This window comes from Acinetobacter sp. YH12068_T, assembly GCF_024606005.1.
Lineage (GTDB): Bacteria > Pseudomonadota > Gammaproteobacteria > Pseudomonadales > Moraxellaceae > Acinetobacter > Acinetobacter amyesii.
Genome location: NZ_CP094555.1, coordinates 1,453,397 through 1,479,261 on the forward strand (window position 1 = coordinate 1,453,397; position 25,865 = coordinate 1,479,261).

Sequence of the window (25,865 nt, forward strand, 5' to 3'; positions counted from 1 at the left end):
CACTATCTGCTGGTTTCACTGTGATGTGTGCTTAAAAAACAGGAGGGTTTAACTTGGTAAACTATACATACTCATTAGGAGTTTACCATGAGCAAGAAACAGAAGACTTACACCGCAGAATTTAAAGCTGAAGCCATAAAAGCCATTGAAGAGAACCAAGGTAATGTATCGGAATCCGCTAGACAACTTGGCATTTCAATGCAAACCCTTTCGAACTGGAATAACAAAGCAAAGGCTGGAACTTTAGCAGGCACAAAACAGTATTCGCCCGATCTAAACGCCTTACTCGAAGAAAATAAGAAGCTTAAACAACAGCTCAAAACAGCTGAAATGGAACGTGAATTTTTAAAAAAGGCAGCAGCGTACTTTGCCAAAGAAAGTCAGTGAGGTACGCCTATATGAAATCGCAAAGCCACTTATTTCCGATTATTTTAATGGCTCGATTACTTCGTGTATCCGTTTCTCGCTTTTATGATTGGCTAAAGCGAGGCATGAGTAAAAGATCAATTCAGCGAAATCAGCAGACAATTTTGGTCAAAATAGCCCATGAAGAAACCAAACAAAGCTATGGCTATGTTCGATTAACCAAGCATTTACAAGCGCAAGGTATCAAAATAAGTACGTATGCTGTGCGCCAAATAAAAAAATCAAATCAGTTGTATTGTAAGCGCCATAAGCGTTTCAAAAGAACCACGAACAGTGATCACAACCGTTCTATTTATGACAATTTACTCAAGCAACAGTTTTCAATGACGAAGCCTAATCTTGCGTGGTCGAGTGACATTACCTACATTTGGACGGCTGAGGGCTGGTTGTACTTGGCAGCTGTCAAAGATCTTTACACGAAACAGGTTGTTGGCTATAGCTTAAATGAGCGCATGACAGCCAAGCTTGTTTGTGATGCATTGAATATGGCTATTCGCAATCAGAAACCTGCTAAAGATCTCATTGTACATTCAGATAGAGGCAGCCAATATTGCAGTAATGAATATCGAAACTTACTTGAGAAATTTGATTTTCAGGGTTCAATGAGCAAAAAAGGCGACTGCTTTGATAATGCACCGATAGAGAGTTTCTGGGGCATACTCAAAAATGAACTAGTCCATCATCGCAACTACAAAACAAGGGAAGAAGCCAAAGCGGATATTACAAAATATATAGAGTTATTTTATAATCAGCGAAGAATTCAAAAAGGCTTGGATTTTAAGACACCAAATCAAATGGCAGAAGACTTTTATCGGTTAGCTGCCTAGAATCTCCCAAGTGAAAGTCTCCTGCTAATTCAGCACACATCACTGCGTATCCTAATGTTAATTCAACCTCAACGAGTTGTAAGTTTGGCTCTGGTAAAGTGATATTGCAACTTCCAAGTGATGCTTTCTTTTTATCTGTATCCCACTATTGGAAGTAGTTGTAAGCTCATCTGGAAACAGGTGGGCTTTTTTGTTGTTTTCAGAGTTAGCTTTGAGTAACGAAAATGTTTGTAGTCGCAGAAGTAGAATTTAGTAAAACTTCATGTTTAGAGGTTGATTCATTAATAGCACTTAAAGGTGTTTAATTATAAAAATACTTATAAAAAATAGGTATTTAAAATCCGACTAAAATAGTTGTATTTTAATTTAAAAGCTGTAATTTGAAAGTGTGATCAAATTAAGAGACAACAAAATGCCTTATTCAAATACTAAAGCGATTATTGAGCAAATCTATAATTTTGTATTAGAAAAACACAGTTTAGCATCTAAAAGTCGATTTATGCAGTTATCGATCTTCTTTAGAGAATTGCATGAAGGGGATGACTCAAAATTTACCGCAGATAGGTCTTTTTATTACAAAGGAATCTTTAACAACAGAGAAAAAAGTATATTTGCGAATGCTGCGCCTGATGTGTGCTTAAAAAACAGGAGGGTTTAACTTGGTAAACTATACATACTCATTAGGAGTTTACCATGAGCAAGAAACAGAAGACTTACACCGCAGAATTTAAAGCTGAAGCCATAAAAGCCATTGAAGAGAACCAAGGTAATGTATCGGAATCCGCTAGACAACTTGGCATTTCAATGCAAACCCTTTCGAACTGGAATAACAAAGCAAAGGCTGGAACTTTAGCAGGCACAAAACAGTATTCGCCCGATCTAAACGCCTTACTCGAAGAAAATAAGAAGCTTAAACAACAGCTCAAAACAGCTGAAATGGAACGTGAATTTTTAAAAAAGGCAGCAGCGTACTTTGCCAAAGAAAGTCAGTGAGGTACGCCTATATGAAATCGCAAAGCCACTTATTTCCGATTATTTTAATGGCTCGATTACTTCGTGTATCCGTTTCTCGCTTTTATGATTGGCTAAAGCGAGGCATGAGTAAAAGATCAATTCAGCGAAATCAGCAGACAATTTTGGTCAAAATAGCCCATGAAGAAACCAAACAAAGCTATGGCTATGTTCGATTAACCAAGCATTTACAAGCGCAAGGTATCAAAATAAGTACGTATGCTGTGCGCCAAATAAAAAAATCAAATCAGTTGTATTGTAAGCGCCATAAGCGTTTCAAAAGAACCACGAACAGTGATCACAACCGTTCTATTTATGACAATTTACTCAAGCAACAGTTTTCAATGACGAAGCCTAATCTTGCGTGGTCGAGTGACATTACCTACATTTGGACGGCTGAGGGCTGGTTGTACTTGGCAGCTGTCAAAGATCTTTACACGAAACAGGTTGTTGGCTATAGCTTAAATGAGCGCATGACAGCCAAGCTTGTTTGTGATGCATTGAATATGGCTATTCGCAATCAGAAACCTGCTAAAGATCTCATTGTACATTCAGATAGAGGCAGCCAATATTGCAGTAATGAATATCGAAACTTACTTGAGAAATTTGATTTTCAGGGTTCAATGAGCAAAAAAGGCGACTGCTTTGATAATGCACCGATAGAGAGTTTCTGGGGCATACTCAAAAATGAACTAGTCCATCATCGCAACTACAAAACAAGGGAAGAAGCCAAAGCGGATATTACAAAATATATAGAGTTATTTTATAATCAGCGAAGAATTCAAAAAGGCTTGGATTTTAAGACACCAAATCAAATGGCAGAAGACTTTTATCGGTTAGCTGCCTAGAATCTCCCAAGTGAAAGTCTCCTGCTAATTCAGCACACATCAAAGCATTAATTGCACAGTTAAAGAAACATAATTACATGACAAAGCTTGGAAAAGCTTAAAAATAGAGGATATGGTCAGATGAAAGAGCTTGCTAATCGCTTGGCGATGCAGCATCTTGTCAATGCATACTCACAAGAAACCGGTAAAGGTATTTTACTGGAAAAGTATCAACAGAATTCATCACAATTGACGTTTAGCCAAGGCTTGACGTTGTTATGCATCCCTTTAGATTGCATACAATCACAGTTATTTGTACCACTATCTTATGTCAGCCTTGTTGGTAGACATCGTCTTGCAGATCTCCCACACGTCTTTAACAAGGGACAGAAACAGTCATTTAGTATCACCGCGATCGCGAGTTTATTACTTGAACAGCTCGTACAAGAGTCAGGTCATACACTGGATGCTTCATCATTATTAGAACGTTGGATCGAAAGTCGTGAAGCGCTTACTCAATTTTTGACACTGCGTGAACATGATTTTGAGGCTTTAGTCCAAGCGGAACAAAGTTTCATTGAATCGGAACAAGCTTTAATTTTAGGGCACAGCATGCATCCTGCACCGAAAAGTCGGGTCGGTTTTGTGCATGAAGATTGGGAAAGGTATTCGCCAGAAGCCAAAGGTCTAAGCCAACTGCATTATTGGTTGGTAGCTCCAGAATATATTCAAGAAGGTTCAGCTTTAGATCAAGCTGTATCATCGCAGTTGAAAAGCGAATTGCAATGGCATTTATCAGAAACAGATCAAGCACTACTGAATGCTTATTCGCATTATAAGTTATTGCCTTTGCATCCTTGGCAAGCACGTTATTTACAGTCAAAAGCATGGTTTAAAAGTTTAAAAACCAAATTAAAAATTATCGATTTTGGCGAGAAAGGTTGGGCATTTTCCCCAACGACTTCGGTACGCACCATGGCAAGTTTTGCAGCGCCGTGGATGTTAAAACCATCACTTTCTGTAATGATCACCAATTCAATCCGAGTCAACCTTGCCAAAGAATGCCACCGTGGTGAAATGACCCATCGACTTTGGCATTCAAGTCTTGGTGAACGTATTTTACAACAATGCCCAACGCTCAAAGCGGTGAATGATCCTGCATGGATGGCATTGAACATAGATGATGAAATCGTCGATGAAACTATTTGCATCTTCCGTGATCAGCCTTTTAGTGAAAAGCAGCAGGTGAGTTGTATTGCATCATTATGCCAAGATCATCCAGCACAGCCGAAAAGCCGTTTTAATGCCTTATTTGAACAAATAGCAAAACAACAACCTGAACTTGATCAAAGTACCATTGCAATCAATTGGTTTAAACAATTCTTAGCTATCAGTCTAAAACCACTGATGTATTTGTACCATCAATACGGAATGGCTTTTGAATCACATCAGCAAAATGTCTTACTTGAGCTTGAACATGCAATGCCTAAATATCTATGGCTGCGTGACAATCAAGGCTTTTACTATATTGAAGAACTAGCAGGTGAGGTCTTAAGCGCATTTCCAGAGTTGCAAGAAAAAGCGCATGCCGTGGGTTCCAAAGCCTTTGTCGATGAGCGCTTTAGCTATTATTTCTTTGGTAATACTTTATTCGGCATTATCAATGCAATTGGTGCAACTGGATATGTCACAGAGCAAGTGTTGATATCGATATTGCAAAATGAACTGTTGGACTTACATCGGGCATATCCAGAAAGTTCATTGATTCATTCATTACTTTATCAGCCGACCTTGCCGTATAAGGGTAATCTGTTGACGCGCTTGTATGAGCTGGATGAATTGATTGCCCCAGTCGATCAGCAATCGGTTTATGTACAGTTGCCAAATCCTTTATGTATGGAACAGAAGGATGTGCAATATGCTTGATTTTATTGGGATAGGCTTAGGGCCATTTAACCTTAGTTTGGCGAGTTTGCTACATAAGCAAAATCATTTGCAGTATCAATTTTTTGAAAAGAAACCACAGTTCGACTGGCATGCGGGTATGCAATTGCCCAATACAGTATTGCAAGTGCCGTTCATGGCCGATCTGGTTTCCATGGTTGATCCAACCAGTCCTTTTAGTTTTTTAAACTATTTAAAGGCACAGCAGCGTTTATATAAATTCTATTTTTTAGAACAAGCTCAGATTCCTAGACGTGAATATAACCATTATTGTCAGTGGGTTGCAGACCAACTAGAGCATATTCAATATCAATCAACCGTAAAAGCCATTTATGCCCAAGAGCAAGGCTTTGAAGTCATGGTTGAGCAAGATGGACGTTTTAGACGTTATCAATGCCGAAATTTGGTCATTGGTTCGGGTAATGTTCCGCATTTACCACAGTGTCTAAAAGACATACAACAGCAATATCCGGAGCGCTGCTTACATTCTGCAAATTATTGCAATGCAGCGTTAAATCACTTGAAAGGGAATGTGGTTGTACTGGGATCAGGCCAGTCTTCGGCCGAAGTCTTTATGGATCTGTTTGATCGTCAATATTTGCAGGATCAAACCACAACAGCGCAGTTTAAATTGCATTGGCTGACCCGTTCTAATGGGTTTTTCCCGATGGAATATGCGCCGCTTGGTTTAGAGCATTTTAGTCCGGATTATACTACGCATTTTTATCAACTGAGCCCTGAAAATAAAGCCGAACAACTGAAACAACAAGGTTTGTTATATAAGGGCATCAGTGCAAAAACCATCCGTGATATTTACCAAAAACTGTATCACCGAAGCATTGGTCAAAATATTCAACAGACGCATTTACATGCTCAGGTGAGTTTGGTTGCTGCCGAGCCGCATAGTGCGGGCGTCCGTTTGCAGTTTCAGCATAAAGTCACGGCAGAACAATTCTATCTAGATGCGGACTTTGTCGTGGCTTCAACGGGATATCACAGTCCAGAGTGGCAATATCTCAAATATCTAAAACCACTGATTCAATGTGATGAATTCGGTCGTTGGAAAATTAGTCAGGACTACCGCGTACAGCATGACGCTGTCGGTGAAATTTTTGTTCAAAATCAGGAAATGCACAGCCACGGCGTAGGAACACCAGATTTAGGGCTGGGTGCTCACCGTGCAGCGGTCATTGCTAATCAATTATTGGGTTTTGACTTATACGATTTGGGTGATCAAGCGCAAAGTTTCCAACATTTTTCACCCAATGAAAATGCTGAAATGCACAGTATGGGTATTGTGAAGAAATCAGCGCCAACCAATATCCAAAGACCTTTATCCGTTAAAAAAACCATTGCCAACTATGCAATGAACCGCAATACGACCATGCCGAATAAGCAAGAACAGAATGCGGTTAAACTCGAGAAATTATAATGACATTTGCAAAATTACAGATAAATCAAACGCAGTGGCGCCGTGCAGGACAAAGACTGATTGAAATGGCGATTGCTGAATTTTTATATGAAGAAATTATTCAGATTCAGCAAGTTGAAAATAACACTTGGCAACTTAAACTGGATGACAAAACCTATCAATTTAAAGCGACTCAGTTTCTGCTTGGGCATTGGCGTATTGTTGAAGGGAGTGTTCGCGAGTCAGGTGAATTGGCAGAACAGCCCGCATGGAATCTGCATGAATTTATCCGTGCATTTTCAAATCAAGCTGAAGTGAAACCTTTTACCAAGGCTTATTTGATTAAAGAAATGAACAATACATGGTTGGCTGAAGCACACGTTTTTGATGAACAGCGATTGCTGAGTCAGGCTGTGCTGTCAGCACCGCACTATCAAATTGAAGGCATGTTGCGTGGACACCCATGGCTCATTATGAGTAAAGGGCGTATGGGTTTTGGCTATGATGATTATTTAAGCTCCGCACCAGAAATTTCTCCAACGGTCAAAGTCCTGTGGTTAGCTGTTCATCGTGATTTAGCTGAGTTTCGTTCGACCGAGGCTTGGGATGCGCAAAGCTTATATCGCCATGAGTTGAACTCTGCACAATTACACGATTTTCAACAGCAATTAGCGGACAATGCCTTAGATGCTGCTGAGTATTTCTTTATTCCTGTACATGCGTGGCAATGGCATCAGTGGTTAATCCCCACCTATGCCAATGAAATCGTCGATCAGCGCATTGTAGAGCTGGACATTGGACAAGATGACTATGTGCCAATGCAATCCATTCGTACCTTATGCAATACCAGTCATCCTGAACGTCATTATGTGAAGTTACCTGTCAGTATCTTTAATACGGCGGTCTATCGAGGTTTGCCTTCAAAACGAAATTTAGCTGCACCTGCGGTGACCGCTTGGCTGAAGGACATTCAATATCATGATGTAGACCTGCAAAAAACACAGGTAGCATTTTTGGGTGAAGTTGCAAGTTTAACTTTGCAACAGCCATGTTTTGATCAGATAGACGGTGCGCCTTACCAATTTAAAGAATTGTTTGGGTGCTTATGGCGTGAAAGTGTAGAGCCATGTATTGGTGAACATGAGATGGCACTTTCCCAAGCCGCATTGTTACATCGAGACATAAACGGTCAATCTATTTTATCCGTGTTGATTCAGGCTTCAGGTTTGACGCCTTTGCAATGGCTGAAGCGTTTTGCTGAAGTCTGCGTAACACCACTACTGATTTGCTTATACAAATATGGTTTAGCGTTTTCTCCGCACGGTGAAAACACCATGTTGATCCATGAAAATGGCTTACCGAAAAAAATGGTGCTGAAGGACTTTATTGATGATGTCAATTTAGTTGATGAAGATTTTCCAGAACTCGAAAATTTACCACCCGAAGGGCAAATTTTACTGCGCCATCCTGCTGAAGAACTTAGTCACTTTATCTTTACAGGTTTATTCATGGTGCATTACCGCTATATCTGTAATGTCTTCCTTGAAGATTATCCAGAGCATACAGAACTTGAGTTTTGGCAAACCATCTCCAGCGTGATCGACGAATTTCATCAGGCACATCCTGAATTGGCAGATCGTATTGAAAAATTCAGTATGTTCCGTCCAAGTTTCGAGAAAATTTGTCTGAACCGCGTTCGGCTGTTTACCACCAGTTATAACGACGAAGCAGAACGACCAGTACCTGTATTTTTAGATCCAATCGCAAATCCTGTGAGTCCAAACACGTTAAATCAGTGGGCGAAACAGCAGCATACCGCCGAACAGAAAACGACAACCAACCGTATTGCGTCATAAGCAGATTTTTGAGCTAAGAACAGAAAAGATTAAATAAATTTAAAGGACGACATCATGACCACGTTATCACGACAACTACCTGATTTTTATGAATATCATGAGAATGAGACGCAATACTATTTACGACAAATGCAATATCCACAAGATATGGCTTTGGTTCATAAATGGATGCATGAACCGCATGTGATTCCACAGTGGCAACTCAATAAGTCAGAAACTGAACTAAAAGTGTATTACGAAAAAATGCTGGCAGATGATCATCACCGAATTTTGATCGTAGGGGTAAACGGTAAAGATGTGGGCTACACAGAGATCTACGAAGGAAAACGGGATCGTTTAGGTTTGTACTACGACGGTGACGAGCTGGATCTAGGTTGGCATTTGTTATTTGGTGAAAAGTCCGTTTTTGGTAAAGGCTATTTACGTCCCGTCATGCGTTTATTGAGTTTTTATATCTTTGAAAATGCCGCATCAGCCAAGATTGTGGGAGAGCCTGATCATAGTGTGAAGCCTTATGCCGTTGTGGTTGAAGACATGTGCTATGAAGCGCAGCGCCTAATCCCAATGCCTGAAAAGACTGCCATGTTGTATTACTGCTTTAGAGAAACTTTTTATGCAAAATTCGGTCATTACTTAAAAGACTCCAAGGCATTTCAGCATCAGCAACTAGCTAAGGCGGTGTCATGAGTTATCGCTGCACCCACATGCACATACTGGACATGCGCTTTTCAGCGCATGTTTCAGTGGAAGAGTTTGAACAATGGTTGACTCAAGTTGAGCGCTTTTTTCTGAAAAGTCAGCCCTTTGTTTTGGTTATGCAAACGGCTGAGGGAACAACTTTTCCTGAAGAATATCGGCAAATACAGGCCGTTTGGTACAAGAAGTTTAAGCATCTCTTTTTTCAATATTGTTTGGGTCTGGTGCGTATTGCGCAAGATCCAGATGACTTCAAACGTTTAAACACACCCGCACTGCATGCAGCGTGGCGTGTGCCTTATTACGTTTCATTAGAACAGTCTGATGCGCTGCAATGGGCAGTGCAGAGGTGGATATGCAACAACACTCAAGAAAATTAAATCATGCAATTTCACCATCTCAAATTTCAGTCCTGAGTTTGAGCGTCGTGATCATTTTGTACTTAGCACATGCATTACCTTTGTATTTTTACAATGTAGCTTTGCCTGCCATTTTACGACATCAAGGGGTAGATTTACGTTGGATTGGCATGTTATCGCTGCTTTACATTCCATGGGCATTCAAGTTTTTTTGGGCGCCTTGGATCGATCAGCTCTATGTCAAAAAACTAGGTAAACGTAAAACATGGCTGTTGTTTACGCAAATCGCATTGGTACTGGGGGTACTGGTTTTAGCCTTTACGCAGTTTTCTTATGGGCTGATTTTATTTGTCATTGTTGGTTTATGGATTTCAACGTTTGCGGCAACGCAAGATATTGCGATTGATGGTTATACCGTAGAGAAATTTACCGAAGGCAATTACCGTCTGGGCAGTATGGCACAGAGTATCGGGGTGGCCGTCGGTAGTATGCTCGGTGGCGCTGCGACTTTATGGATTTACCAATATTGGGGTTGGCAGTCAGCGCTCACAACTTTAGCGCTGCTGACATTTTTAACCATGTTTGCTGTGTTTTTTATTCAAGAAGAACCAGAAACTCAACTTGCCAAAGCCAAACCAAGCCTACGACAAGCGTTTAAACGACCTGAGATTCGTTGGGCCTTGCTGCTCATTGTTTGTTATCGCGTGGTGGAAGCACCCGCAATGGCGATGCTGAATCCCATGTTGATCGATCAAAAATGGTCACTGTCTCAGATCGGGGTGTTGATGTCTGTGGTCGGTGCCGGTGTCGGCCTGATTGCAGCTGTTAGTGCAGCTGTATTGCTGAAAAAAATCAAAGCGACGCAATTGTTGGTCTGGGCAGGATGGTTACGTACATTGCTATATGCCGTCATTGGGGCAGCCGTTGTATTGGGATGGTTGAATCAATGGCATCTGCTTTTAGGTGTATTTGTCGTGTTGATGCTAGCCATTCGTTATATCGCCATGACATCACTCTATGCCTATTTCATGCAGACCAGTTCTAAAGAACAGGCGGGTACCGATTTCACTATATTAGTTTGCTTTGAATTGCTTGTGTACTTCATTGGCGGCGCATTTTCAGGTTTTCTCGCAAAATCATTAGGCTATGGACATTTTTACTGGGTATTGGCAATCGGCTCAGTAATCAGTGTCTTACTTAGTCAACGCATTGTTTTAAAAACACAAAATTTAAAAACTCAAACTCTTCCGACTCAATCGGAACTCTAAGAAATGGAAAAGAATATGAAACGTTTAGCTCTACCGATGCAACTGACTTGTCTCAGCTTAGCAATTTGCACTCAGCTTTATGCGCAAGACGTCACGACAGACACTGCACAAAATACAGCAGTTGAAACACAAACTACAGAAGCTACTAAAATGGAACCGATTGTTGTGACGGCAACCCGTTCTGCGAAAAGCATTGCCGATATTGCGGGTACGGTGTACAGCATTCCTAAAGAAGAAATTGAAAAACAAGCCAATGCAGGTAAAAGCACAGCCGATATTGTCGGTTTATTGGTGCCATCACTGACTCCATCGAGTGGTACAACGTCTAACTATGGGATGACCATGCGTGGACGTGTGGTGCAATACATGATCGATGGTGTGCCGCAAACGGGATATCGTGATGGATCTCGACAACTGGCAAGTATTAGCCCGTCAATGATTGAACGAATTGAAGTGGTCTCAGGTGCAAGTAGTATTTATGGTTCAGGTGCGACAGGCGGTATTATCAATATCATCACCAAACGAGGTGGATCTGAGCCGCTGAGTTTTGAAACAAAAGTCGGTGTCACTTCTGGTAATAACTTTAAGTCCGATGCGTTAGCTTATGAAGCTGCTCAAACCATGAACTTTAATCAAGGCAATTTACGCGGAACTTTAGGTGCTAGCTATACCAAACGTGGTGAAATACAAGATAGCCATGGCAACCGTATTGGGCCTGAAATTGCACAAACAGACCGTCAAGATACCGACACTTTAGATCTAAATGGTCGTGTCAGTTGGAAAATTGCCGATGGTCAAACGCTGAGTTTTGGCGCGCAATATTATAATGATGAGCAAGATAGTGACTATGGCCCTGACTATGGTCCAAATTTAAATGCGCTGCGCTCACAGCCCGTGGGTGGCAAACTGCCGTTGTCATTAAATGCGGTAAAAGGCTTACAACTTGCTGAACATCCACAAACTGAACGTTATAGCGTCAATGCGCAATATGAAAATCAGGATATTTTAGGGCATCGTCTAAACGCTGAAACGTATTATCGAAATGAAAAGGCACGGTGGTTCCCATCTGCACGTCAAATGGCCCCTGAACTCTTCTTGGTGTATCAGTCAGAAACCGATATTGATGTGTTAGGCGCACGTGTTGCTCTACAAAAAGATCTTAACTTAAATGGTCGTGAACTAGGGCTAACCTATGGTGTGGACTATGAAAATGAAAAAGATCAACAAAATATCCAAATGTATGACAGCGCAACGTTTATTCAAAGTAATGGTCTGAGTTATCAGCCGTTTAATTACTATGCCTTTGGCCCAGATGTTGAAACAGAAAAACTTGGCGTATTTGCCCAAGCGCAATATGAATTAACCGACCGTCTTGGCTTACAAGCCGGCATTCGCCATGAGCGGGTAGAGAGTGATGTCGATTCATCTGTGCCTTATATGGAAGCCATAACTGCAGATTTAACCCCAGGTTATGTGGCGAAAACACTGAATGGCGGCAAAGTAAAACATGATGCAACGCTGTTTAATGTTGGCGCGGTGTATCACTTAACAGATGCACAGCAAGTGTTTGCGAATTTCTCACAAGGTTCAAACTTGCCCGATGTGCAACGTATGCTGCGCGATGTGCCAGCAAATTCTGTGATTAATAGCCAAACTATTGACCCGATTAAAGTCAATAACTATGAGCTCGGTTGGCGTGTACAAAATGCCGGTGGTTTAAATGCCGGTGTGACGGCTTTTTATAATGACTCAGACAAGAGCCTGAAATTCGGTGCGCCGAATTACACCATTGATGTTATTGATACCGATGAACGTATCTATGGTGTCGAAGCCAATGCCAGTTATGAAGTTCAACCGAATTGGACGGTTGGAGGCACAGTTGCATATACCACGGGCCAATTTAAAAATACCCAAGGTGATTGGCAAGAATTGGATGCCATTCGTGTAGCACCTTTAAAAGGTACAGCATTTTCAGAGTGGCAATTTGATAATGACATGAGCCTACGTGTTCAAGCTTTAGCGATTGGCGGTACTGACAAAGCCCAAAAAGACGCTGTGAAATATGGATCTGCTCCAGCAGCGGCAATTAAAGGCTTTGCAACGATGGACGTGATTGCCAATGCAAAAGTAGGACCGGGTAATGTGGGCTTTGGTGTCTACAACGTATGGAATACGGATTATAAGTCGGTATACAGTCAGTCGGTTGAAACTGTCTATGGCCCAATTTCTAGCCTAGCGGCTCAAGGTCGCACCTACGGTTTAAGTTATACGGTGAAATACTAATTTAAATCCTGAATCGGGTTTAAAGCACGGTATCGTGACTTACAAAATAGAGGTGGCTTAAGTCACCTCTATTGTTTATAACGTAGCCATTAAAAATGGATAACAAAAATAATGGATCGAAATAACAAACTGTTTATTGCTGCCAGTCTTGCCAATGGTGCAAGTTTCTCGATGATATTGCCGCTGTTGGCGCCATTGGTTCGAGAGTTAAAGCTTTCTGAACTACAAGGAGGAGCAATGGTTTCCGTCGGTGCGCTGCTGATGGCTATCGGTGCGATTTACATTTCAAAAAATCAATCCAAGTTTTCGATTTATCAACTCTTGAGTATCGGTTTTGTGGGCATGGCAGTGACATGGGGGCTATTTACAGCCGTGTTGATGTATGGCCTTACTGTTCATATAGGGATGTTGCTGCTATTTAGTTTATTAATGTTGTCACGCGCAGCCACTGGGGTATTTATGGCGATGCCACAGATTGCCTTGCAAACTTATGTGATGACTCGTTTTAGCAATGAGCAGCAGCGTTCACAAGCGATGTCAAAATTTGGTGCATTAAACAGTGCAGGCGTAATCATAGGGCCATTTCTAACAACCTTACTGTTGGGCTTTGGTGGAATTATGACGCCACTGTGGGCAGCAATTATTATTTTAGCGTTGATTTCTGTGGTCTTGGTATTCAGCTTTGACCGACATACAGAACAGCATAGCGTTGAAAAGTCAGTAACTGAAAAGCATGAGGCAGCATCTACGGTTTTGAGCATTCAGCAATGCTATCCATGGTTAATGTTGGGATTTAGTCTCTATCTTGCCATCGTGACCGTAAATTTAACGGCCGGGTTTTATATTCAAGACCGCTTTAATATGACTGCTGCAGAAGGTGCAGTGCATTTTGCAGAGTGTTCTCTCGTCGTGGGTATCGCTTTGGTGGTTATGCAAACGCTGATTTCTAAATATTTAAATTGGTCCGTATATCGCTTACTGTGGGTTGGGCTGTTTAGCATGGCAGTAGCCTTGCTGATTTCGGTTTTCACCAATGAATTACGGATATTTCAAGCTACATATCTTTTATATGGTATATCGGTTGCGTGTTTAATCCCTGCATTTACAACGGGTGCAGCGCAAACGGCGCCCAGTGCGTTACAGACCAAGGTGGCAAGTTGGTGTACAGCCACTCAGGCTTTGAGCTTTGTTGTTGGGCCACTGATTAGTACGGGTTTATATCAATGGCACAAAGAATTTCCGTATTATTTTTTATTTTTAGTGATGCTTGGTTTAATCGTATTCTTTTTATTTCAAATCAAAACTCAAACCGTGAAGCGAGTAACTGAGTGAAATATGCAGAGACTTGTATACTTACTTCAATAGGTCGGTGTGAAGATAGGACTATCCTGACAATAGTGGGCTTTGATTACATGATGTTACTTGATCGGTGATTGATCTTACAAAATAGATGTTTAAAGCAAGCACTTTGATTAAAAAATAATCACAATTGTTTCATTAATTCTCAAAGTACTGAATCAATAGTTTTCTCCGTTATTCTTTTCACATAAAAAATAACGGAGGTTAAATGCTTAAATTTAATAATGATTTGGTTCTGGGCGCCATTTTTGATATGGATGGAACAATGTTTGATACTGAACGTTTACGGTTTCAAACATTGAAACAGGCATCTCTTGAATTGACCGGTGTTGAGTTTTCCGAATCATATCTGATGAATTGTTTGGGGCTAAGTGCACAAAGCGCGCATCGATTGGCCCAAGCCGAATATGATGAAAACATTCCATACGCAGATATTCGCAAACGCGCAGATGAATTAGAGTTGGAGCATGTTCGTCAGTTTGGTGTACCGATCAAAAAAGGTTTGGTTCAAGTATTAGAACGCTTACGCAAGTCAGGACTGAGGATGGCCGTGGCAACATCGAGTCGCCGTGCAATCGCAGAAGAATATCTCATCAATGCCAATGTGTATAAGTTCTTTGATGTCTTGGTTTGCGGTGATGAAGTTGAAAATGGTAAGCCACATCCTGAAATATTTATGCGTGCTGCCGCAAAGCTGAATTTAAATCCTGCTGATTGTTTGATGTTTGAAGACTCGGAAAATGGTGTGACTTCGGCCTTTGACGCTGGCGGTATTACCGTACTGTTTAAAGATATTAAATCGCCCAATCAAAACATGCTGTCCAAAGCCAAATATTATTATGAATGTATGTATGACTGTTTGACGGAACTTGACCCGTTCACTGCGCATTTAGAGATGCCGCATGTGCAAGAGGCTTTTCCACAAACCCTTAATCAGCTCACTGTTGGTATTCATGGTTTTGGGGCGATTGGTGGTGGTTATTTAGCACAAATTTTGTCGCATTGGGATGGTTATACACGCCCGAAAAAAATTTATGCATCGACTCGTAACCCTCTATATCGCTCTGCGGTCAATGCATTTGGTACCTACTGTATTCGCTATGGTCAATTGTCTTATGACGAACGCATTGAAAACATGGCAGTCATTGATGCTGAAAATATTCAGCAGATGCAAGAGATGTACACAGAGTCAAGTTTGGTTGCCATCTGTTTGCCTGAAAAAGCGATTGCAGAAGAGGCCAAAACCATTGCACAAGGCCTGTATGCACGACATATTGCACATGATGAGAAAGCCATCGAACCTCTAACGATGCTGATCATTTTGAACAAAGTCGGAGCAAAACAATTATTAATGTCACATTTAAAACAGGCTTTAACTGAGCTTGCTGGAGCGGTGGTTGCAGAGAAAATCATGCAACAACACTATTTTTGCGATACCGTGGTCAACCGCATGGTATCTAAGTTAAGTGACCAAAACTTATATCGTCAGCTCCGTATAAAATATAATATCTTCAAACAATTTCAATTAGATGAAGTTGAAGTGGATGCTCAATTAGACTTAGAAGATGCGACGAAATTAAATCCTGATCAGGAACGTCAAGCCACTTTATATGTTGAGGATATGCGCCGAAATTTCCACCCAAGTCATATATTGCAAAGCATGGATTTAATTTTATTTAACGCAGAATCTGACATGCCGATCTATGTAGAAAATAACAGTCCTTTGTTAGAAAAAATGCGTCAAATGATTTTGGTCGATCATATTGAAGATATTCAGCTAATCAAAAATCGCTTATGGAATGGCGTACATGCCATGTTGGCTTGGCAATCTGCACTGTTCAATCATCAAACCATAGGTGTGGCACTTGCAGATCATCGTGTTGATCAATTTATGCATGAACTCATTGACGAGGTACAGGCTGGTTTAGCACGATGCTTACCTAATCGTGCTTTTGATTTAACACGACTGGCAGAAAGCTTTATAAACTCTTGTGAACATGCGTATAAAGATCCATGTGCGCGTGTGGCACGAGATCCTTTACGTAAACTTGCAATTAATGAACGAGTGTTGGGCTCGTTGGCGACCAATGTGAAATATGGACTGGAGACAACACATCTACAACAAGGAATTGTCTATGGTTTGATGTATGCCGTGAGTGTAAATCAATGTTCGATGGATCAGGTTATCAACTTTATCCAGTTGCAATTTTCAGAACTGAAAAAGACAAACGAGCTTGAACAACTGGAACGTATTGAACAGATTGAGGCCAATGTAATGATACAGTTGCAGCATTTTTCTGATCAGTCCACAGAGCAGTTTACATCTTGGAAAAACCATGCTGTAACGCAAGATCAGAAAGGTACAGCCAAATTTGCCTAAAATATAACGCATATCTGTGTGCAATATGTGCTGAATCAAAAATGCTGAGTATGACTCGGCATTTTTTTTCTTAAATAGAGGTCTTAGATGAATGAATTTCAGTTCTAACTGAATATTACTAAATCAAAATTGGGTAAAGTCTGTTTTGATTCATGCTTTAATAAAGCAGATTGAATTTAAAGTGATTTATCTGTGTTTCTAAAACCTTCAACGCAAGTCGTACCGACGCTCAATCAGGATTATCCCGATTGGCATCAAGGTCGTCAGCACTATGCTTTGTGGTATCTAGAAATACAGGATCCTAAATTATTGGAATATCTCACAGCACTTCGAGCGCAGTTTTCAGATCTTTTATACACGCCGAATACGCGCCAATTTCATATCACCGTGTTTATTTGTGGCTTTTTTGAAGAGTTAAATAAAACCCAATTAATCGATCATTCTGAACAACGATGGAATGATAATTTCTCAGCAGATGAATTGGCACTGCACCAACAACAACTTCGACAGTTATCGCTATCTAATATTCGGTTACGTACAGGTCAGATCAATAGCTTTCAAAGCGCGCTGTTTATTGAAATTGTGGATGTAGATCGTAAGTTAGAGCATCTACGTCAAGCTTTGAATTTAAGTTCGAATGAAATTGCACCGATCGAATATTGTCCGCATATCACATTGGGCTTGTATAAACAGGCATGGAATAGCGATGATATTTTTGAAAGAATCCAACAAATTGAACAGCACAGCTTTGATTTTGAAAGCGAGCAACTAACTTTTGGTCATTATCAGGCTCAAGTACTACAAGGGGCATTAAGTCCGTATTATCAACATCAGTTCAGACAAAATATAGAGATGGCACAGTCATGATTCATTTCATTTTGGGTGGGGCGCGTTCAGGTAAGAGCCGACTTGCAGAACAAAAAGCCAAAGAAAGTGCTCAAGCCGTCATCTATGTGGCGACAGCACAAGCCTATGATGAGGAAATGCAGGAACGAATTCAGCATCATCAAGCGGACCGACCTGAACATTGGGGGCTGATTGAAGAGCCTTTGTATTTAGCCGATCGCTTAGTTGAAATAGACCAAGCTCATCAAACCATTCTTATCGATTGTTTAACGCTGTGGATGAGTAATTTATTGCTGCATGAACAAGCAGATTTTCAACAGCAACAATGCCAAAAATTACTTACGGTGCTGCCAACTTTAAAGTCAGACATTATTTTAGTCAGTAACGAAACTGGACTAGGCGTTGTTCCCATGGGACAAATCAGTCGAAAATTCGTCGATGAATCTGGGCGCTTACATCAACAAATTGGTCAAATTACTGACCATGTGGTGTTTTGTGTTGCAGGTTTTCCAATAATCTTAAAAGGAGATAAAGCATGAACTGGTGGCAAGAACCCTGTCAAAATCCGAGTATCGAAGCTAAGCAACAGGCGGTAAATCACCAGTTACAGCTAACTAAACCTACGGGCTCGCTTTCAGAACTTGAAAATGTAGCGGTGCAACTTGCATCATTACAAAACACGGATCAGCCCAATATCGACTTCCCATGGATTAGCATCTTTGCAGGTGATCATGGTGTGATGGAAGAAAATATTTCGGCCTACCCACAAGCTGTCACACGCCAAATGCTACAAAACTTCACGACAGGTGGTGCATGTATTAGTGTCATTGCACGTGAGTATCAAGCCAAACTACAAGTGATTGACTGTGGTTCGGTAGGTGAAGCCTATGAATATGCAGGGGTAGAGCGCCACTGTATTGCCGCAGGTACGGCAAATTTTGCTAAAACTGTTGCGATGACCGAATCACAATGTATTGAAGCGATGAATCTTGGCCGTAAAAGTGTTGAAGATGCTATCGCTGCAGGTGCGTCTATTTATGTCGCAGGGGAAATGGGCATTGGCAATACCTGTTCGGCTTCTGCTGTCGCATGTTTTTTATTTAATGAGCCGGCCGAAAAACTGACAGGTGTTGGTACAGGTATTCGTGCTGAACAATTGGCACATAAGAAACAAGTGATTGATCAAGCTTTAGCTTTACATCAGGACTATGTCGGCCAAGATGTCTTTAAAGCGCTATGTGCTGTAGGTGGTTTGGAAATTGCCGCAATGGTTGGAGCATACATTCGCTGTGCGCAATTGGGGCTAGCAATGGTCGTGGATGGATTTATTAGTACGGTTTCTGCCTTGGTCGCTGTTCGTTTAAATCCTGCTGTACGTGAATGGATGCTTTTTGGTCATCAATCGGCTGAATATGGGCACCAACGTTTACTTCAAGCCCTTGAAGCTGAACCACTCTTAAAGTTGAATTTACGTTTAGGTGAAGGCAGCGGTGCCGGTGCAGCCTTGGGTTTAATTCGTTTGGCATGTCGTTTACATAACAATATGGCAACTTTCGCGCAAGCTGCTGTGATTGGTGAAAAAGTTTAAATGGAACATTTCCGTTTAGATATATTGCGTCATGGTGAGACTGAACTGAGCCATACCTTACGTGGCTCTACAGATGATATTTTGACGCAAAAAGGTTGGCAGCAGATGCAGCAGACCATAGATGATGTATTGAACGTCATACATACACACGGTTTAGTGAGTTGGGATGTCATCATTACTTCTGACTTACAGCGCTGCCGTTTATTTGCTTTAGAACTGTCTCAACAACTCAAATGTCCAATGTTTGAAAATGCGAAGTTTCAAGAAATGCATTTTGGCGACTGGGAAGCGGTATCAACCAAGCATATCTATGAAAACACCCCAGAGTTACTCGCACAGTTTTGGCAAAGCCCCAGCACATTTACGCCACCGAATGCAGAAAGTCTTCAGCAATTTCAACATCGGATATTAAGCGGTCTAGATGAGTTAGTCTTGCAGGCTCAACAGCATCATTGGCACCGCGTTTTATTGGTTTCCCATGGTGGCGTGATTAAATTATTAAAATGTACGGCACAGCAAAGTCACTTAGATGATTTATTAAAAATGACGGCTGAATTGGGACAATTAAATTCATTCATTGTGCAAAATCGTGCAAATATTCGTCTTTTGGAGCAAAGTGAATGACACCTTTTTGGATTGCTCTACAGTTTCTCACGACTTTCCCGATTCAACTTAAAGCGATGCCATCGAAACAGCAAAATGGACAATCTTTACTGTTTTATCCAGCGGTGGGATTGTTGATCGGTGGCATTCTTGCCTTGCTTGCTTTTACATTGCATAGTCTGCCGATTATCTTACTCAGCAGTATTTTGCTGGTAGTTTGGATTTGGCTCACAGGTGGGTTACATCTAGATGGTTTAGCCGATACGGCAGATGCATGGGTCGGTGGCTTTGGCGATGCCGAGCGTACACTTAACATCATGAAAGACCCTGCATGTGGGCCGATCGGTGTTTTGAGCCTCGTCGTGATTTGCTTACTCAAATGGTCGGCGCTTTATGTTTTGCTACAACAGCAAATGTATTTGGCATTAATTGTATTTCCAGTATTAGGTCGTTTAGCCCCTTTATTTTTGTTTTTAACAACTCAGTATGTTCGTGAAAAAGGCTTGGGCTCATCGATAGCAGCAACTATTCCACGAAAGTCGGCATACCTGGTCTTTATACTCTGCCTAAGTGCATGTTTGTATTTTAGCTGGACTGGAGTGGTGAGTATATTCGCGTTTATTTGTACTTTATTGTATTTACGATGGAAATTTATTCAGCGTATAGGTGGTGTGACTGGAGATACAATTGGTGCCGCGATTGAAATCACAGAAGTGTCGAGTCTTTTAGCGTTTGTCATAGCACTACATTATTTAGCTGTATAGTTTTACAGATGAAACAGTTTAAATCATCATTTAAAAAGCCCAGAGACTGCACTGGGCTTTTTATTTATCCCAATAGATAAATGACTAAATGAATAAGCGATGGCCCAAGCAATACCATAAATACTCCAGCAAGTACCATGCTCAAGCAGGCTGCAACACCTTCTTCTTTATGACGTGATAATGCTTTACTTGTACCAAATCCATGTGCAGCATTGCCAAGAGCCGCACCTTGTGCAAAGCGTGAATGCAATTTAAGCCCAGCCAAAACTAGGTCAGCCATAGCCACGCCGGCAATCCCAGTAATCATGGTAAATAGAATCACCAATTCTACTGAACCTCCAATATTCGAGGTAAGTTCCATGGCAAAGGGCGTAGAAATGGAACGTGCCATTAAGCTATAAGACGTTTCTTGGTCAAACTGAAACAACTGTGCCAAATAAAAAGCACTAATAATCCCAGCTAACATGCCAATCACGATGCCTAAACTAATGCTCAGCGCATGCTGACGGATAATTTGCCGATATTCATAGATGGGAATAGCAAAGGCCACAGTGGCAGGGCCGAGCATCCATACAATCCATTGGCTTTCTTGCATATAGGTGTCATATGAAATATGAAAGCAAAGCATGAGTATAATCAGCACAAATGGGACCAATAGTGCAGGGGAAAGAACCATATACGGTAACTTACGATGTAGCTTTTTCGCCAAAATATAACCGACAAGGGTCAGGACGAAAAACAATACAGAGATGCTGTTCAACCCAAAATCGTTCATAAGGTTTTTCCTGCTGTGTTGACATCATGATCTGTCGCAGTTTGGTGTTTCGCTTTAATTTTTGCCTCGAGTTTAAAGCCCCAATAAACCGTAAATGCTGTAAACACCATGACACAGACGGTACCCAGTACCACGGCTAAAATTAACTGCCAGCCAGAGCTGAGTAATAAATCTTGATATTTAATTAACCCAACCACACAGGGGATAAAGAATAAAACCAGTTCAGCCAAAATAAAATCTGAGCCTTGTTTGACCCATTGCATTTTAAATAAACCACTCAATAATGCGGCTAATAGCAGTAATAAACCAATTACGCCAGCAGAGATCGGCAAGTTAAACCATGATTGAATGCAAGAGCCGATCCACCAGATCAATATCAATAAACTTATCTGCGCTAAAGTTTTAAGAAACTGGGTAAATTTGGAAGTAGATTGTGGAAACGTATCCATGAGACAACAGCAGAATAGGAGATGACGCTATTTTAAAAGTGCATAACCTGTATAATTATGAATAATTAATTATTAATTATGCTTGAATGGAATAATAATGGACATTAAAAGCCTAAAAGTCTTTGTGACCATCGTACAAAAACAGAGTTTTAGTCATGCAGCAGAAGCGCTTTTTGTCACTCAGCCGACCATTAGTAAATTAATTCGTCAGTTAGAAGATGAGATCGGCGTGCCTTTATTTCATAAAGGTGAAGCAGGGCGTAAAAGGGAAGCGCAGCTCACCTATATGGGAGAGCAGATTTATCAGCATGCTTTAGTGATATTGAATGAACAACAACGGATGCTTGATACAGTCACCCAAGTTCGTGCCTTAAAACAAGGTAAATTGACTCTAGGTTTACCGCCATTGGCATCGGTGATGTTTAGTCAGTTAATCGCGCTGTTTCATAAAAAATACCCGAATATTGAATTGAGCTTTTTTGAGGTAGGTGCGACGGGTATTGAAAGTGCCATTTTAAAAAAACAGGTCGATGTCGGGATTATTTTGGGTCACTTGAAACCGGTGTTAAGTGGTATTCCAGTGATGGAGTCACCTTTGTGTCTATTGTCCAAAAAAAACTCACAGTGGCGTAAGCGAAAAACTGTTTCGTTGATTGAATTAAAAGAAGAATCTTTTTTATTGTATGACGATACCTTCACACTCAATGACATCATTATACAGGCGGCAAATTACGTCGGATTTGAGCCCAATGTGGTGTGTAAAAGTAGCCAGTGGGACTTTATCGCCAAAATGGTAGATTCAAATGTCGGGATTGCACTTCTGCCTAAAATTTATTGTGAACAACTTGATGCGGCAAAATACCATGTGGCTGAATTAGAAAATCCAAACCTAGACTGGAAGCTCAGTATGGCCTGGAATACCACTGTTGCCATGAGTCCCGCAACGCGTGCTTGGCTAGAAATAATTGAAGACAATAAAGACAAAATACATTTTTAGTTTATTCGCAGATCAATCCGATGAAATAAATAATAGGAAATGAAGGTGGATTTATGATTTGTACATCAAAGATTATTGAAAAGGATTTTGCAAAATCAACAGGCATGAATTAAATTGGGTGTTGGTCGTTATTTTTGATGGTTCATAAAATGAAATGGGATGATATTGGTCAACAACCGTGTTCAATCGCTCGTGCACTTTCAGTGCTAGGGGATCGTTGGACCATGTTGATTATCCGTAATGCATTTATGGGCATTCGACGTTTTGATGACTTTCAACAAAATCTCGGTGTGACGCGTCATGTGTTATCCGACCGATTAAAGCGTTTGGTTGAAGAGGGTATTTTAACCAAAGTTGCTTATGTCGAGCGTCAGGAACGTTTTGAATATCGACTGACTCAAAAAGGCTTAGACTTGTATCCAATCCTTCTAGCTATGACCCATTGGGCTGATCAATATATGGATCAGGGCTTAGGATCACCTGTTGAATATGTCCATCAGGCATGTGGGCAAAAATTTAAACCGGTTTTGGTGTGCTCATGTTGTGCTGAACCGATCCAAGCCAAACAGGTCAAACCGATATTTACCCAAGCCTATTACATCGCACTCAACCAATTAAAACCTGCCTAAGCTGTTTTATGGCTTTCTTCAAGATGCTGATTTGCATCTATTTAGCCAAAATAGCCTAAGCGGTATTTAGATTGCTTTAAAATTACAAACAATTTGCAGGCTTAGGGATTCCCGCTAAACGACTTAAATGCCGAGCGACCAAACCCGTGTTAAATTTGTCTTGTAACACCGCATTATTAATATCAGCGCTCACCGTTTTCATTAAAAATTTAATGAGTGGGCGAGTTGCCGGTGAGTGACCAAACTGTTGATAAAACTGTCGTACAGCTTGTAAAACTTCAAAATGCCAAGGGCTTAACTCAAGCTCTAAACTTTTAGCCAGTTCTTGGGCAACAGCTTCATTCCAAATAGTGTAATCCACCAAATGGCCATCTTGGTCTAATTCAAGATTCATATTCATTCCAAAAGAGAAGATTGTAGAAATGGATCGCTTTTACTCAAATTATTTGAGTGAAATACATCTTTTAAATCTAAGGCATAGATCAGCAAAAGCGGCATAGTCGATTACTTTCATATGACTATAATTCATAGTTTTACCTAAAATCTCAGCATCATTTTCAAGTACATAACATGTGCCAAATTGCTGAATTTGTTCATCTGCAATATATAAGACTGCTTCACCCATCAGGATGATTGCATCTTCAGGGTTAATTAAACTGGCTAATTGCTGGATGTGCTGTAGAGTATTGGTATAGCTGGCTTGGACTAAATACAGCGTAGAATTTGACATCATCATTCCTCTTTTACCAATACAACACATGATCAAATTGTTGAACTAATTCGGTATTGAACTGAACAAACTCAAGCTCTTGCTCACTGTTGATCACAAATGGATGCTGTGAATTTTTTTGTTCAATATAAATCGGGGTGAGATCATAAAACTCAAAGCTATCAACCATGTTGGATGCGAGTTTAAATGCATGCTTGAGTTGACTAAACTCTTGTTCGGCTTGAAGTAAGCTTAGCGCAGCATCTTTGAGCAACACTTTTACGTTACAACCGAAGGTTGCAAGCACCATGGTCGCAGAAAGACTTTCATGTACTTGTAAGCTTGCAAGATTTGCATGGGTTAAAACAACCAGTACAGATTTCACGTAATTTTCCTTTTCAATGCTACAAATGCGCGGCAATAAAAATTTTTAGAATTGCAATAAACGGTCAGCAGCTTGTACGGCATCGGCAAGTTCGCCTAGGCCCACAAGTTCAAATTGCTCAGCTAGATTATGTTGCTGAATATTGTGACGGTGTGCATTTTCCTGATCTGTGATCCCACGTGCGAGCGCTGCACTTACGCAAACAGGTAAACGAATGCCGAGTTTTTGCCATTCACTACTGAATTTGCGTTGATCATCTGGCACCCATTGCAGGGCATTTGCGACATTTACACCATCTTGATAGAAAAAAACCCGAAAGTTTTCGCCTTTCTGCTTCAGCGCTTGGGCAAGACCCAAAGCATGCCAAGCCAATATCGAAGTCGGTGAGGAGGTAATTAGTAATAGAGTACTCATTGAAATTCACTAAATGAATAAACGGTCTAGATCGACAGTTTGTTCTGAGTTCAGAAGAAAAAGCTAGTATACAATGATTTACTCAATGATCTGAATATTTGCAAAGTTTTACTTATTTAGGTAGCGAAGTCATTGCCAATTTTTCTTCAAATATAACTTTTGGTTTATTTTGGATTCAGCCTCGAGCCATCACTTTTTCATAAATAAACTGTGCGGTTACATACTGAAAAATCTTTATATGAATAAAACGCAATTTTTGATTTTACAGAGTGCTATGATCTTTTCATTTTTTAAACCAACTCATGAATATAGAGAAATTTAACTTAAGTTTATTTAATTCAATCAATGCTTCGGACAATGCTTTAGATTTCACTATTTCTTTTGCCATATTTATAGCCAATGATCTATTTTATATCGTGATTCTTTTGATGTTTTTGGCTTGGTTTAAAGGCAGTTTTGACACCAAAAAACAAATCGTTAAAGCCACTGTTTTTACAATCGTCGCTTTTCTTATCAGCCAAGTGATTTCAAGTTTCTTTTACTATCCTAGACCCTTTGTCTTGGACGTTGGACGCACGATTATAGAACATTCACCGAATGGATCATTCCCGAGTGATCACATGCTGTTTTTTAGTACGATTGCATTTTCTTATATATTTTCAAAGCAAAAAGCTGTCGGCTATGTATTTCTAGCTTTCGCTTTTCTTGTGGCGTGGTCGAGAGTCTATTTGGGTGTGCATTATCCAATGGATATGGCTGGGGCGCTGATCATTGCAGTTTTGCTGAATTTTGTCGGACTGTCTTTATGGCGAAAATATGGGTCTTATTTGGTGAGCTTGATCTTAAAAGTTTATGAATTTTTATTTTCAGCCATGATCAAAAAAGGCTATATCCGCTAAATTAAGTTCCTTAGATATCTGCGATTTCTAAAGTTTGCTGCTGCTATAGTTACATTGCCAACATCTTGCTAGATGAATAATTCTAATGATTCATCTGGCATTCACATCCAGATCCTATACCTCAAAAAATAGTCAGACTGCTCAATGCTGTTTGCTCATT

At 40.6% G+C, this 25,865-nt stretch carries 26 protein-coding genes; 20 read left to right on the forward strand and 6 right to left on the reverse strand.

What is annotated here, in order from left to right:
- The first annotated feature begins 87 nt into the window (after nucleotides 1-87).
- The 17 genes from MST18_RS07095 to MST18_RS07175 all read left to right on the forward strand — a co-directional run bounded on the left by MST18_RS07095 (nucleotide 88) and on the right by MST18_RS07175 (nucleotide 20,448).
- A protein-coding gene (locus MST18_RS07095) for an IS3 family transposase (protein WP_119285041.1) occupies nucleotides 88-1,253 on the forward strand; the annotation gives its coding sequence in 2 pieces (ribosomal slippage) (nucleotides 88-346 and nucleotides 346-1,253; 1,167 coding nt in all).
- A gap of 412 nt (nucleotides 1,254-1,665) precedes the next feature.
- The gene (locus MST18_RS07100; RefSeq protein WP_257250358.1) at nucleotides 1,666-1,911 is read left to right on the forward strand and encodes a hypothetical protein; all 246 of its coding nucleotides are present in this window, start codon (nucleotides 1,666-1,668) and stop codon (nucleotides 1,909-1,911) included.
- Between the two features lie 35 nt (nucleotides 1,912-1,946).
- Nucleotides 1,947-3,112, forward strand: a protein-coding gene (locus tag MST18_RS07105; protein ID WP_119285041.1) for an IS3 family transposase whose coding sequence is annotated in 2 segments (ribosomal slippage) — nucleotides 1,947-2,205 and nucleotides 2,205-3,112 — 1,167 coding nt in all. Because the reading frame shifts where the segments join, the coding sequence is not laid out codon by codon here.
- 120 nt (nucleotides 3,113-3,232) lie between these two features.
- Nucleotides 3,233-5,017, forward strand: coding sequence for an IucA/IucC family siderophore biosynthesis protein (locus MST18_RS07110; protein ID WP_180133437.1), 1,785 nt, complete (start codon nucleotides 3,233-3,235; stop codon nucleotides 5,015-5,017).
- Nucleotides 5,010-6,467 carry a lysine N(6)-hydroxylase/L-ornithine N(5)-oxygenase family protein gene (locus MST18_RS07115; protein WP_180133436.1) on the forward strand — a complete coding sequence of 486 codons (1,458 nt, stop codon included), beginning with the start codon at nucleotides 5,010-5,012 and terminating at the stop codon, nucleotides 6,465-6,467. Before MST18_RS07110 ends, MST18_RS07115 begins: the two co-directional genes overlap by 8 nt.
- The gene (locus MST18_RS07120; RefSeq protein WP_180133435.1) at nucleotides 6,467-8,302 is read left to right on the forward strand and encodes an IucA/IucC family siderophore biosynthesis protein; all 1,836 of its coding nucleotides are present in this window, start codon (nucleotides 6,467-6,469) and stop codon (nucleotides 8,300-8,302) included. The genes MST18_RS07115 and MST18_RS07120 overlap by 1 nt, the downstream gene beginning before the upstream one ends.
- Nucleotides 8,303-8,356: 54 nt before the next feature.
- Nucleotides 8,357-8,989 carry a GNAT family N-acetyltransferase gene (locus MST18_RS07125; protein WP_180133434.1) on the forward strand — a complete coding sequence of 211 codons (633 nt, stop codon included), beginning with the start codon at nucleotides 8,357-8,359 and terminating at the stop codon, nucleotides 8,987-8,989.
- Entirely contained in the window at nucleotides 8,986-9,378 is a 393-nt protein-coding gene (locus tag MST18_RS07130; RefSeq protein WP_078190999.1) for a hypothetical protein, read from the forward strand. Before MST18_RS07125 ends, MST18_RS07130 begins: the two co-directional genes overlap by 4 nt.
- Nucleotides 9,354-10,625 (forward strand): MFS transporter, encoded by a 1,272-nt coding sequence (locus MST18_RS07135; RefSeq protein WP_257227527.1) that lies wholly within the window; start codon nucleotides 9,354-9,356, stop codon nucleotides 10,623-10,625. The genes MST18_RS07130 and MST18_RS07135 overlap by 25 nt, the downstream gene beginning before the upstream one ends.
- A 15-nt stretch (nucleotides 10,626-10,640) precedes the next feature.
- Nucleotides 10,641-12,908, forward strand: coding sequence for a TonB-dependent receptor (locus MST18_RS07140; RefSeq protein ID WP_180133432.1), 2,268 nt, complete (start codon nucleotides 10,641-10,643; stop codon nucleotides 12,906-12,908).
- Nucleotides 12,909-13,019: 111 nt separating this feature from the next.
- Nucleotides 13,020-14,240, forward strand: a complete 1,221-nt coding sequence (locus MST18_RS07145) for an MFS transporter (RefSeq protein ID WP_180133431.1) — start codon at nucleotides 13,020-13,022, stop codon at nucleotides 14,238-14,240.
- Nucleotides 14,241-14,475: 235 nt separating this feature from the next.
- On the forward strand, nucleotides 14,476-16,647 hold the full coding sequence (gene mtlD / locus MST18_RS07150; protein ID WP_180133430.1) for a bifunctional mannitol-1-phosphate dehydrogenase/phosphatase: 2,172 nt from the start codon (nucleotides 14,476-14,478) through the stop codon (nucleotides 16,645-16,647).
- 192 nt (nucleotides 16,648-16,839) lie between these two features.
- A complete protein-coding gene (locus MST18_RS07155; RefSeq protein ID WP_180133429.1) occupies nucleotides 16,840-17,514 on the forward strand; it encodes a 2'-5' RNA ligase family protein in 675 nt (224 codons plus the stop codon).
- Complete coding sequence (gene cobU / locus MST18_RS07160) at nucleotides 17,511-18,032, forward strand: bifunctional adenosylcobinamide kinase/adenosylcobinamide-phosphate guanylyltransferase (protein ID WP_180133428.1); 522 nt, start codon at nucleotides 17,511-17,513, stop codon at nucleotides 18,030-18,032. The genes MST18_RS07155 and cobU overlap by 4 nt, the downstream gene beginning before the upstream one ends.
- Nucleotides 18,029-19,081 carry a nicotinate-nucleotide--dimethylbenzimidazole phosphoribosyltransferase gene (gene cobT / locus MST18_RS07165; protein ID WP_180133427.1) on the forward strand — a complete coding sequence of 351 codons (1,053 nt, stop codon included), beginning with the start codon at nucleotides 18,029-18,031 and terminating at the stop codon, nucleotides 19,079-19,081. Before cobU ends, cobT begins: the two co-directional genes overlap by 4 nt.
- A complete protein-coding gene (locus MST18_RS07170; RefSeq protein WP_180133426.1) occupies nucleotides 19,082-19,705 on the forward strand; it encodes a histidine phosphatase family protein in 624 nt (207 codons plus the stop codon).
- Complete coding sequence (locus MST18_RS07175; RefSeq protein ID WP_180133425.1) at nucleotides 19,702-20,448, forward strand: adenosylcobinamide-GDP ribazoletransferase; 747 nt, start codon at nucleotides 19,702-19,704, stop codon at nucleotides 20,446-20,448. Before MST18_RS07170 ends, MST18_RS07175 begins: the two co-directional genes overlap by 4 nt.
- A gap of 64 nt (nucleotides 20,449-20,512) precedes the next feature.
- On the opposite strand, the gene MST18_RS07180 is transcribed toward MST18_RS07175, so the two are convergent.
- Together MST18_RS07180 and MST18_RS07185 are read right to left on the reverse strand one after the other, a co-directional pair.
- Entirely contained in the window at nucleotides 20,513-21,208 is a 696-nt protein-coding gene (locus MST18_RS07180) for an LrgB family protein (protein WP_180133440.1), read from the reverse strand.
- An 11-nt stretch (nucleotides 21,209-21,219) separates the two neighbouring features.
- Nucleotides 21,220-21,672, reverse strand: coding sequence for a CidA/LrgA family protein (locus MST18_RS07185; RefSeq protein ID WP_180133424.1), 453 nt, complete (start codon nucleotides 21,670-21,672; stop codon nucleotides 21,220-21,222).
- A 97-nt stretch (nucleotides 21,673-21,769) separates the two neighbouring features.
- On the opposite strand from MST18_RS07185, the gene MST18_RS07190 reads away from it, so the two are divergent.
- Both MST18_RS07190 and MST18_RS07195 read left to right on the forward strand, forming a co-directional pair.
- Nucleotides 21,770-22,669, forward strand: coding sequence for a LysR family transcriptional regulator (locus MST18_RS07190; protein WP_180133423.1), 900 nt, complete (start codon nucleotides 21,770-21,772; stop codon nucleotides 22,667-22,669).
- A gap of 149 nt (nucleotides 22,670-22,818) precedes the next feature.
- On the forward strand, nucleotides 22,819-23,298 hold the full coding sequence (locus tag MST18_RS07195) for a helix-turn-helix domain-containing protein (RefSeq protein WP_078191046.1): 480 nt from the start codon (nucleotides 22,819-22,821) through the stop codon (nucleotides 23,296-23,298).
- Nucleotides 23,299-23,380: 82 nt separating this feature from the next.
- Here MST18_RS07195 and MST18_RS07200 read toward each other — a convergent pair whose 3' ends face one another.
- From MST18_RS07200 to tusD, 4 genes are read right to left on the reverse strand one after another with little or no spacing between them, the layout of a single operon-like run.
- Nucleotides 23,381-23,692: a TusE/DsrC/DsvC family sulfur relay protein gene (locus tag MST18_RS07200; protein WP_111884335.1), complete on the reverse strand. Its 312-nt coding sequence runs from the start codon at nucleotides 23,690-23,692 to the stop codon at nucleotides 23,381-23,383.
- A gap of 48 nt (nucleotides 23,693-23,740) precedes the next feature.
- Nucleotides 23,741-24,028, reverse strand: a complete 288-nt coding sequence (locus MST18_RS07205; RefSeq protein WP_180133422.1) for a DsrH/TusB family sulfur metabolism protein — start codon at nucleotides 24,026-24,028, stop codon at nucleotides 23,741-23,743.
- A 13-nt stretch (nucleotides 24,029-24,041) separates the two neighbouring features.
- A complete protein-coding gene (locus MST18_RS07210) occupies nucleotides 24,042-24,392 on the reverse strand; it encodes a hypothetical protein (RefSeq protein ID WP_180133421.1) in 351 nt (116 codons plus the stop codon).
- A gap of 45 nt (nucleotides 24,393-24,437) precedes the next feature.
- Nucleotides 24,438-24,806 (reverse strand): sulfurtransferase complex subunit TusD, encoded by a 369-nt coding sequence (tusD, locus tag MST18_RS07215; protein ID WP_180102027.1) that lies wholly within the window; start codon nucleotides 24,804-24,806, stop codon nucleotides 24,438-24,440.
- A gap of 302 nt (nucleotides 24,807-25,108) precedes the next feature.
- Here tusD and MST18_RS07220 point away from each other — a divergent pair, with 302 nt between their 5' ends.
- Nucleotides 25,109-25,705, forward strand: a complete 597-nt coding sequence (locus MST18_RS07220; RefSeq protein WP_180133420.1) for a phosphatase PAP2 family protein — start codon at nucleotides 25,109-25,111, stop codon at nucleotides 25,703-25,705.
- Nucleotides 25,706-25,865: the final 160 nt, after the last annotated feature.

Bases quoted from the DNA above. Each gene is read 5' to 3' on its own strand.
- MST18_RS07100 (WP_257250358.1), top strand. From the start codon at position 1,666: ATGCCTTATTCAAATACTAAAGCGATTATTGAGCAAATCTATAATTTT.
- MST18_RS07110 (WP_180133437.1), top strand. From the start codon at position 3,233: ATGAAAGAGCTTGCTAATCGCTTGGCGATGCAGCATCTTGTCAATGCA.
- MST18_RS07115 (WP_180133436.1), top strand. From the start codon at position 5,010: ATGCTTGATTTTATTGGGATAGGCTTAGGGCCATTTAACCTTAGTTTG.
- MST18_RS07120 (WP_180133435.1), top strand. From the start codon at position 6,467: ATGACATTTGCAAAATTACAGATAAATCAAACGCAGTGGCGCCGTGCA.
- MST18_RS07125 (WP_180133434.1), top strand. From the start codon at position 8,357: ATGACCACGTTATCACGACAACTACCTGATTTTTATGAATATCATGAG.
- MST18_RS07130 (WP_078190999.1), top strand. From the start codon at position 8,986: ATGAGTTATCGCTGCACCCACATGCACATACTGGACATGCGCTTTTCA.
- MST18_RS07135 (WP_257227527.1), top strand. From the start codon at position 9,354: ATGCAACAACACTCAAGAAAATTAAATCATGCAATTTCACCATCTCAA.
- MST18_RS07140 (WP_180133432.1), top strand. From the start codon at position 10,641: ATGAAACGTTTAGCTCTACCGATGCAACTGACTTGTCTCAGCTTAGCA.
- MST18_RS07145 (WP_180133431.1), top strand. From the start codon at position 13,020: ATGGATCGAAATAACAAACTGTTTATTGCTGCCAGTCTTGCCAATGGT.
- mtlD (WP_180133430.1), top strand. From the start codon at position 14,476: ATGCTTAAATTTAATAATGATTTGGTTCTGGGCGCCATTTTTGATATG.
- cobU (WP_180133428.1), top strand. From the start codon at position 17,511: ATGATTCATTTCATTTTGGGTGGGGCGCGTTCAGGTAAGAGCCGACTT.
- cobT (WP_180133427.1), top strand. From the start codon at position 18,029: ATGAACTGGTGGCAAGAACCCTGTCAAAATCCGAGTATCGAAGCTAAG.
- MST18_RS07170 (WP_180133426.1), top strand. From the start codon at position 19,082: ATGGAACATTTCCGTTTAGATATATTGCGTCATGGTGAGACTGAACTG.
- MST18_RS07175 (WP_180133425.1), top strand. From the start codon at position 19,702: ATGACACCTTTTTGGATTGCTCTACAGTTTCTCACGACTTTCCCGATT.
- MST18_RS07185 (WP_180133424.1), bottom strand. From the start codon at position 21,672: ATGGATACGTTTCCACAATCTACTTCCAAATTTACCCAGTTTCTTAAA.
- MST18_RS07190 (WP_180133423.1), top strand. From the start codon at position 21,770: ATGGACATTAAAAGCCTAAAAGTCTTTGTGACCATCGTACAAAAACAG.
- MST18_RS07195 (WP_078191046.1), top strand. From the start codon at position 22,819: ATGAAATGGGATGATATTGGTCAACAACCGTGTTCAATCGCTCGTGCA.
- MST18_RS07200 (WP_111884335.1), bottom strand. From the start codon at position 23,692: ATGAATCTTGAATTAGACCAAGATGGCCATTTGGTGGATTACACTATT.
- MST18_RS07205 (WP_180133422.1), bottom strand. From the start codon at position 24,028: ATGTCAAATTCTACGCTGTATTTAGTCCAAGCCAGCTATACCAATACT.
- tusD (WP_180102027.1), bottom strand. From the start codon at position 24,806: ATGAGTACTCTATTACTAATTACCTCCTCACCGACTTCGATATTGGCT.
- MST18_RS07220 (WP_180133420.1), top strand. From the start codon at position 25,109: ATGAATATAGAGAAATTTAACTTAAGTTTATTTAATTCAATCAATGCT.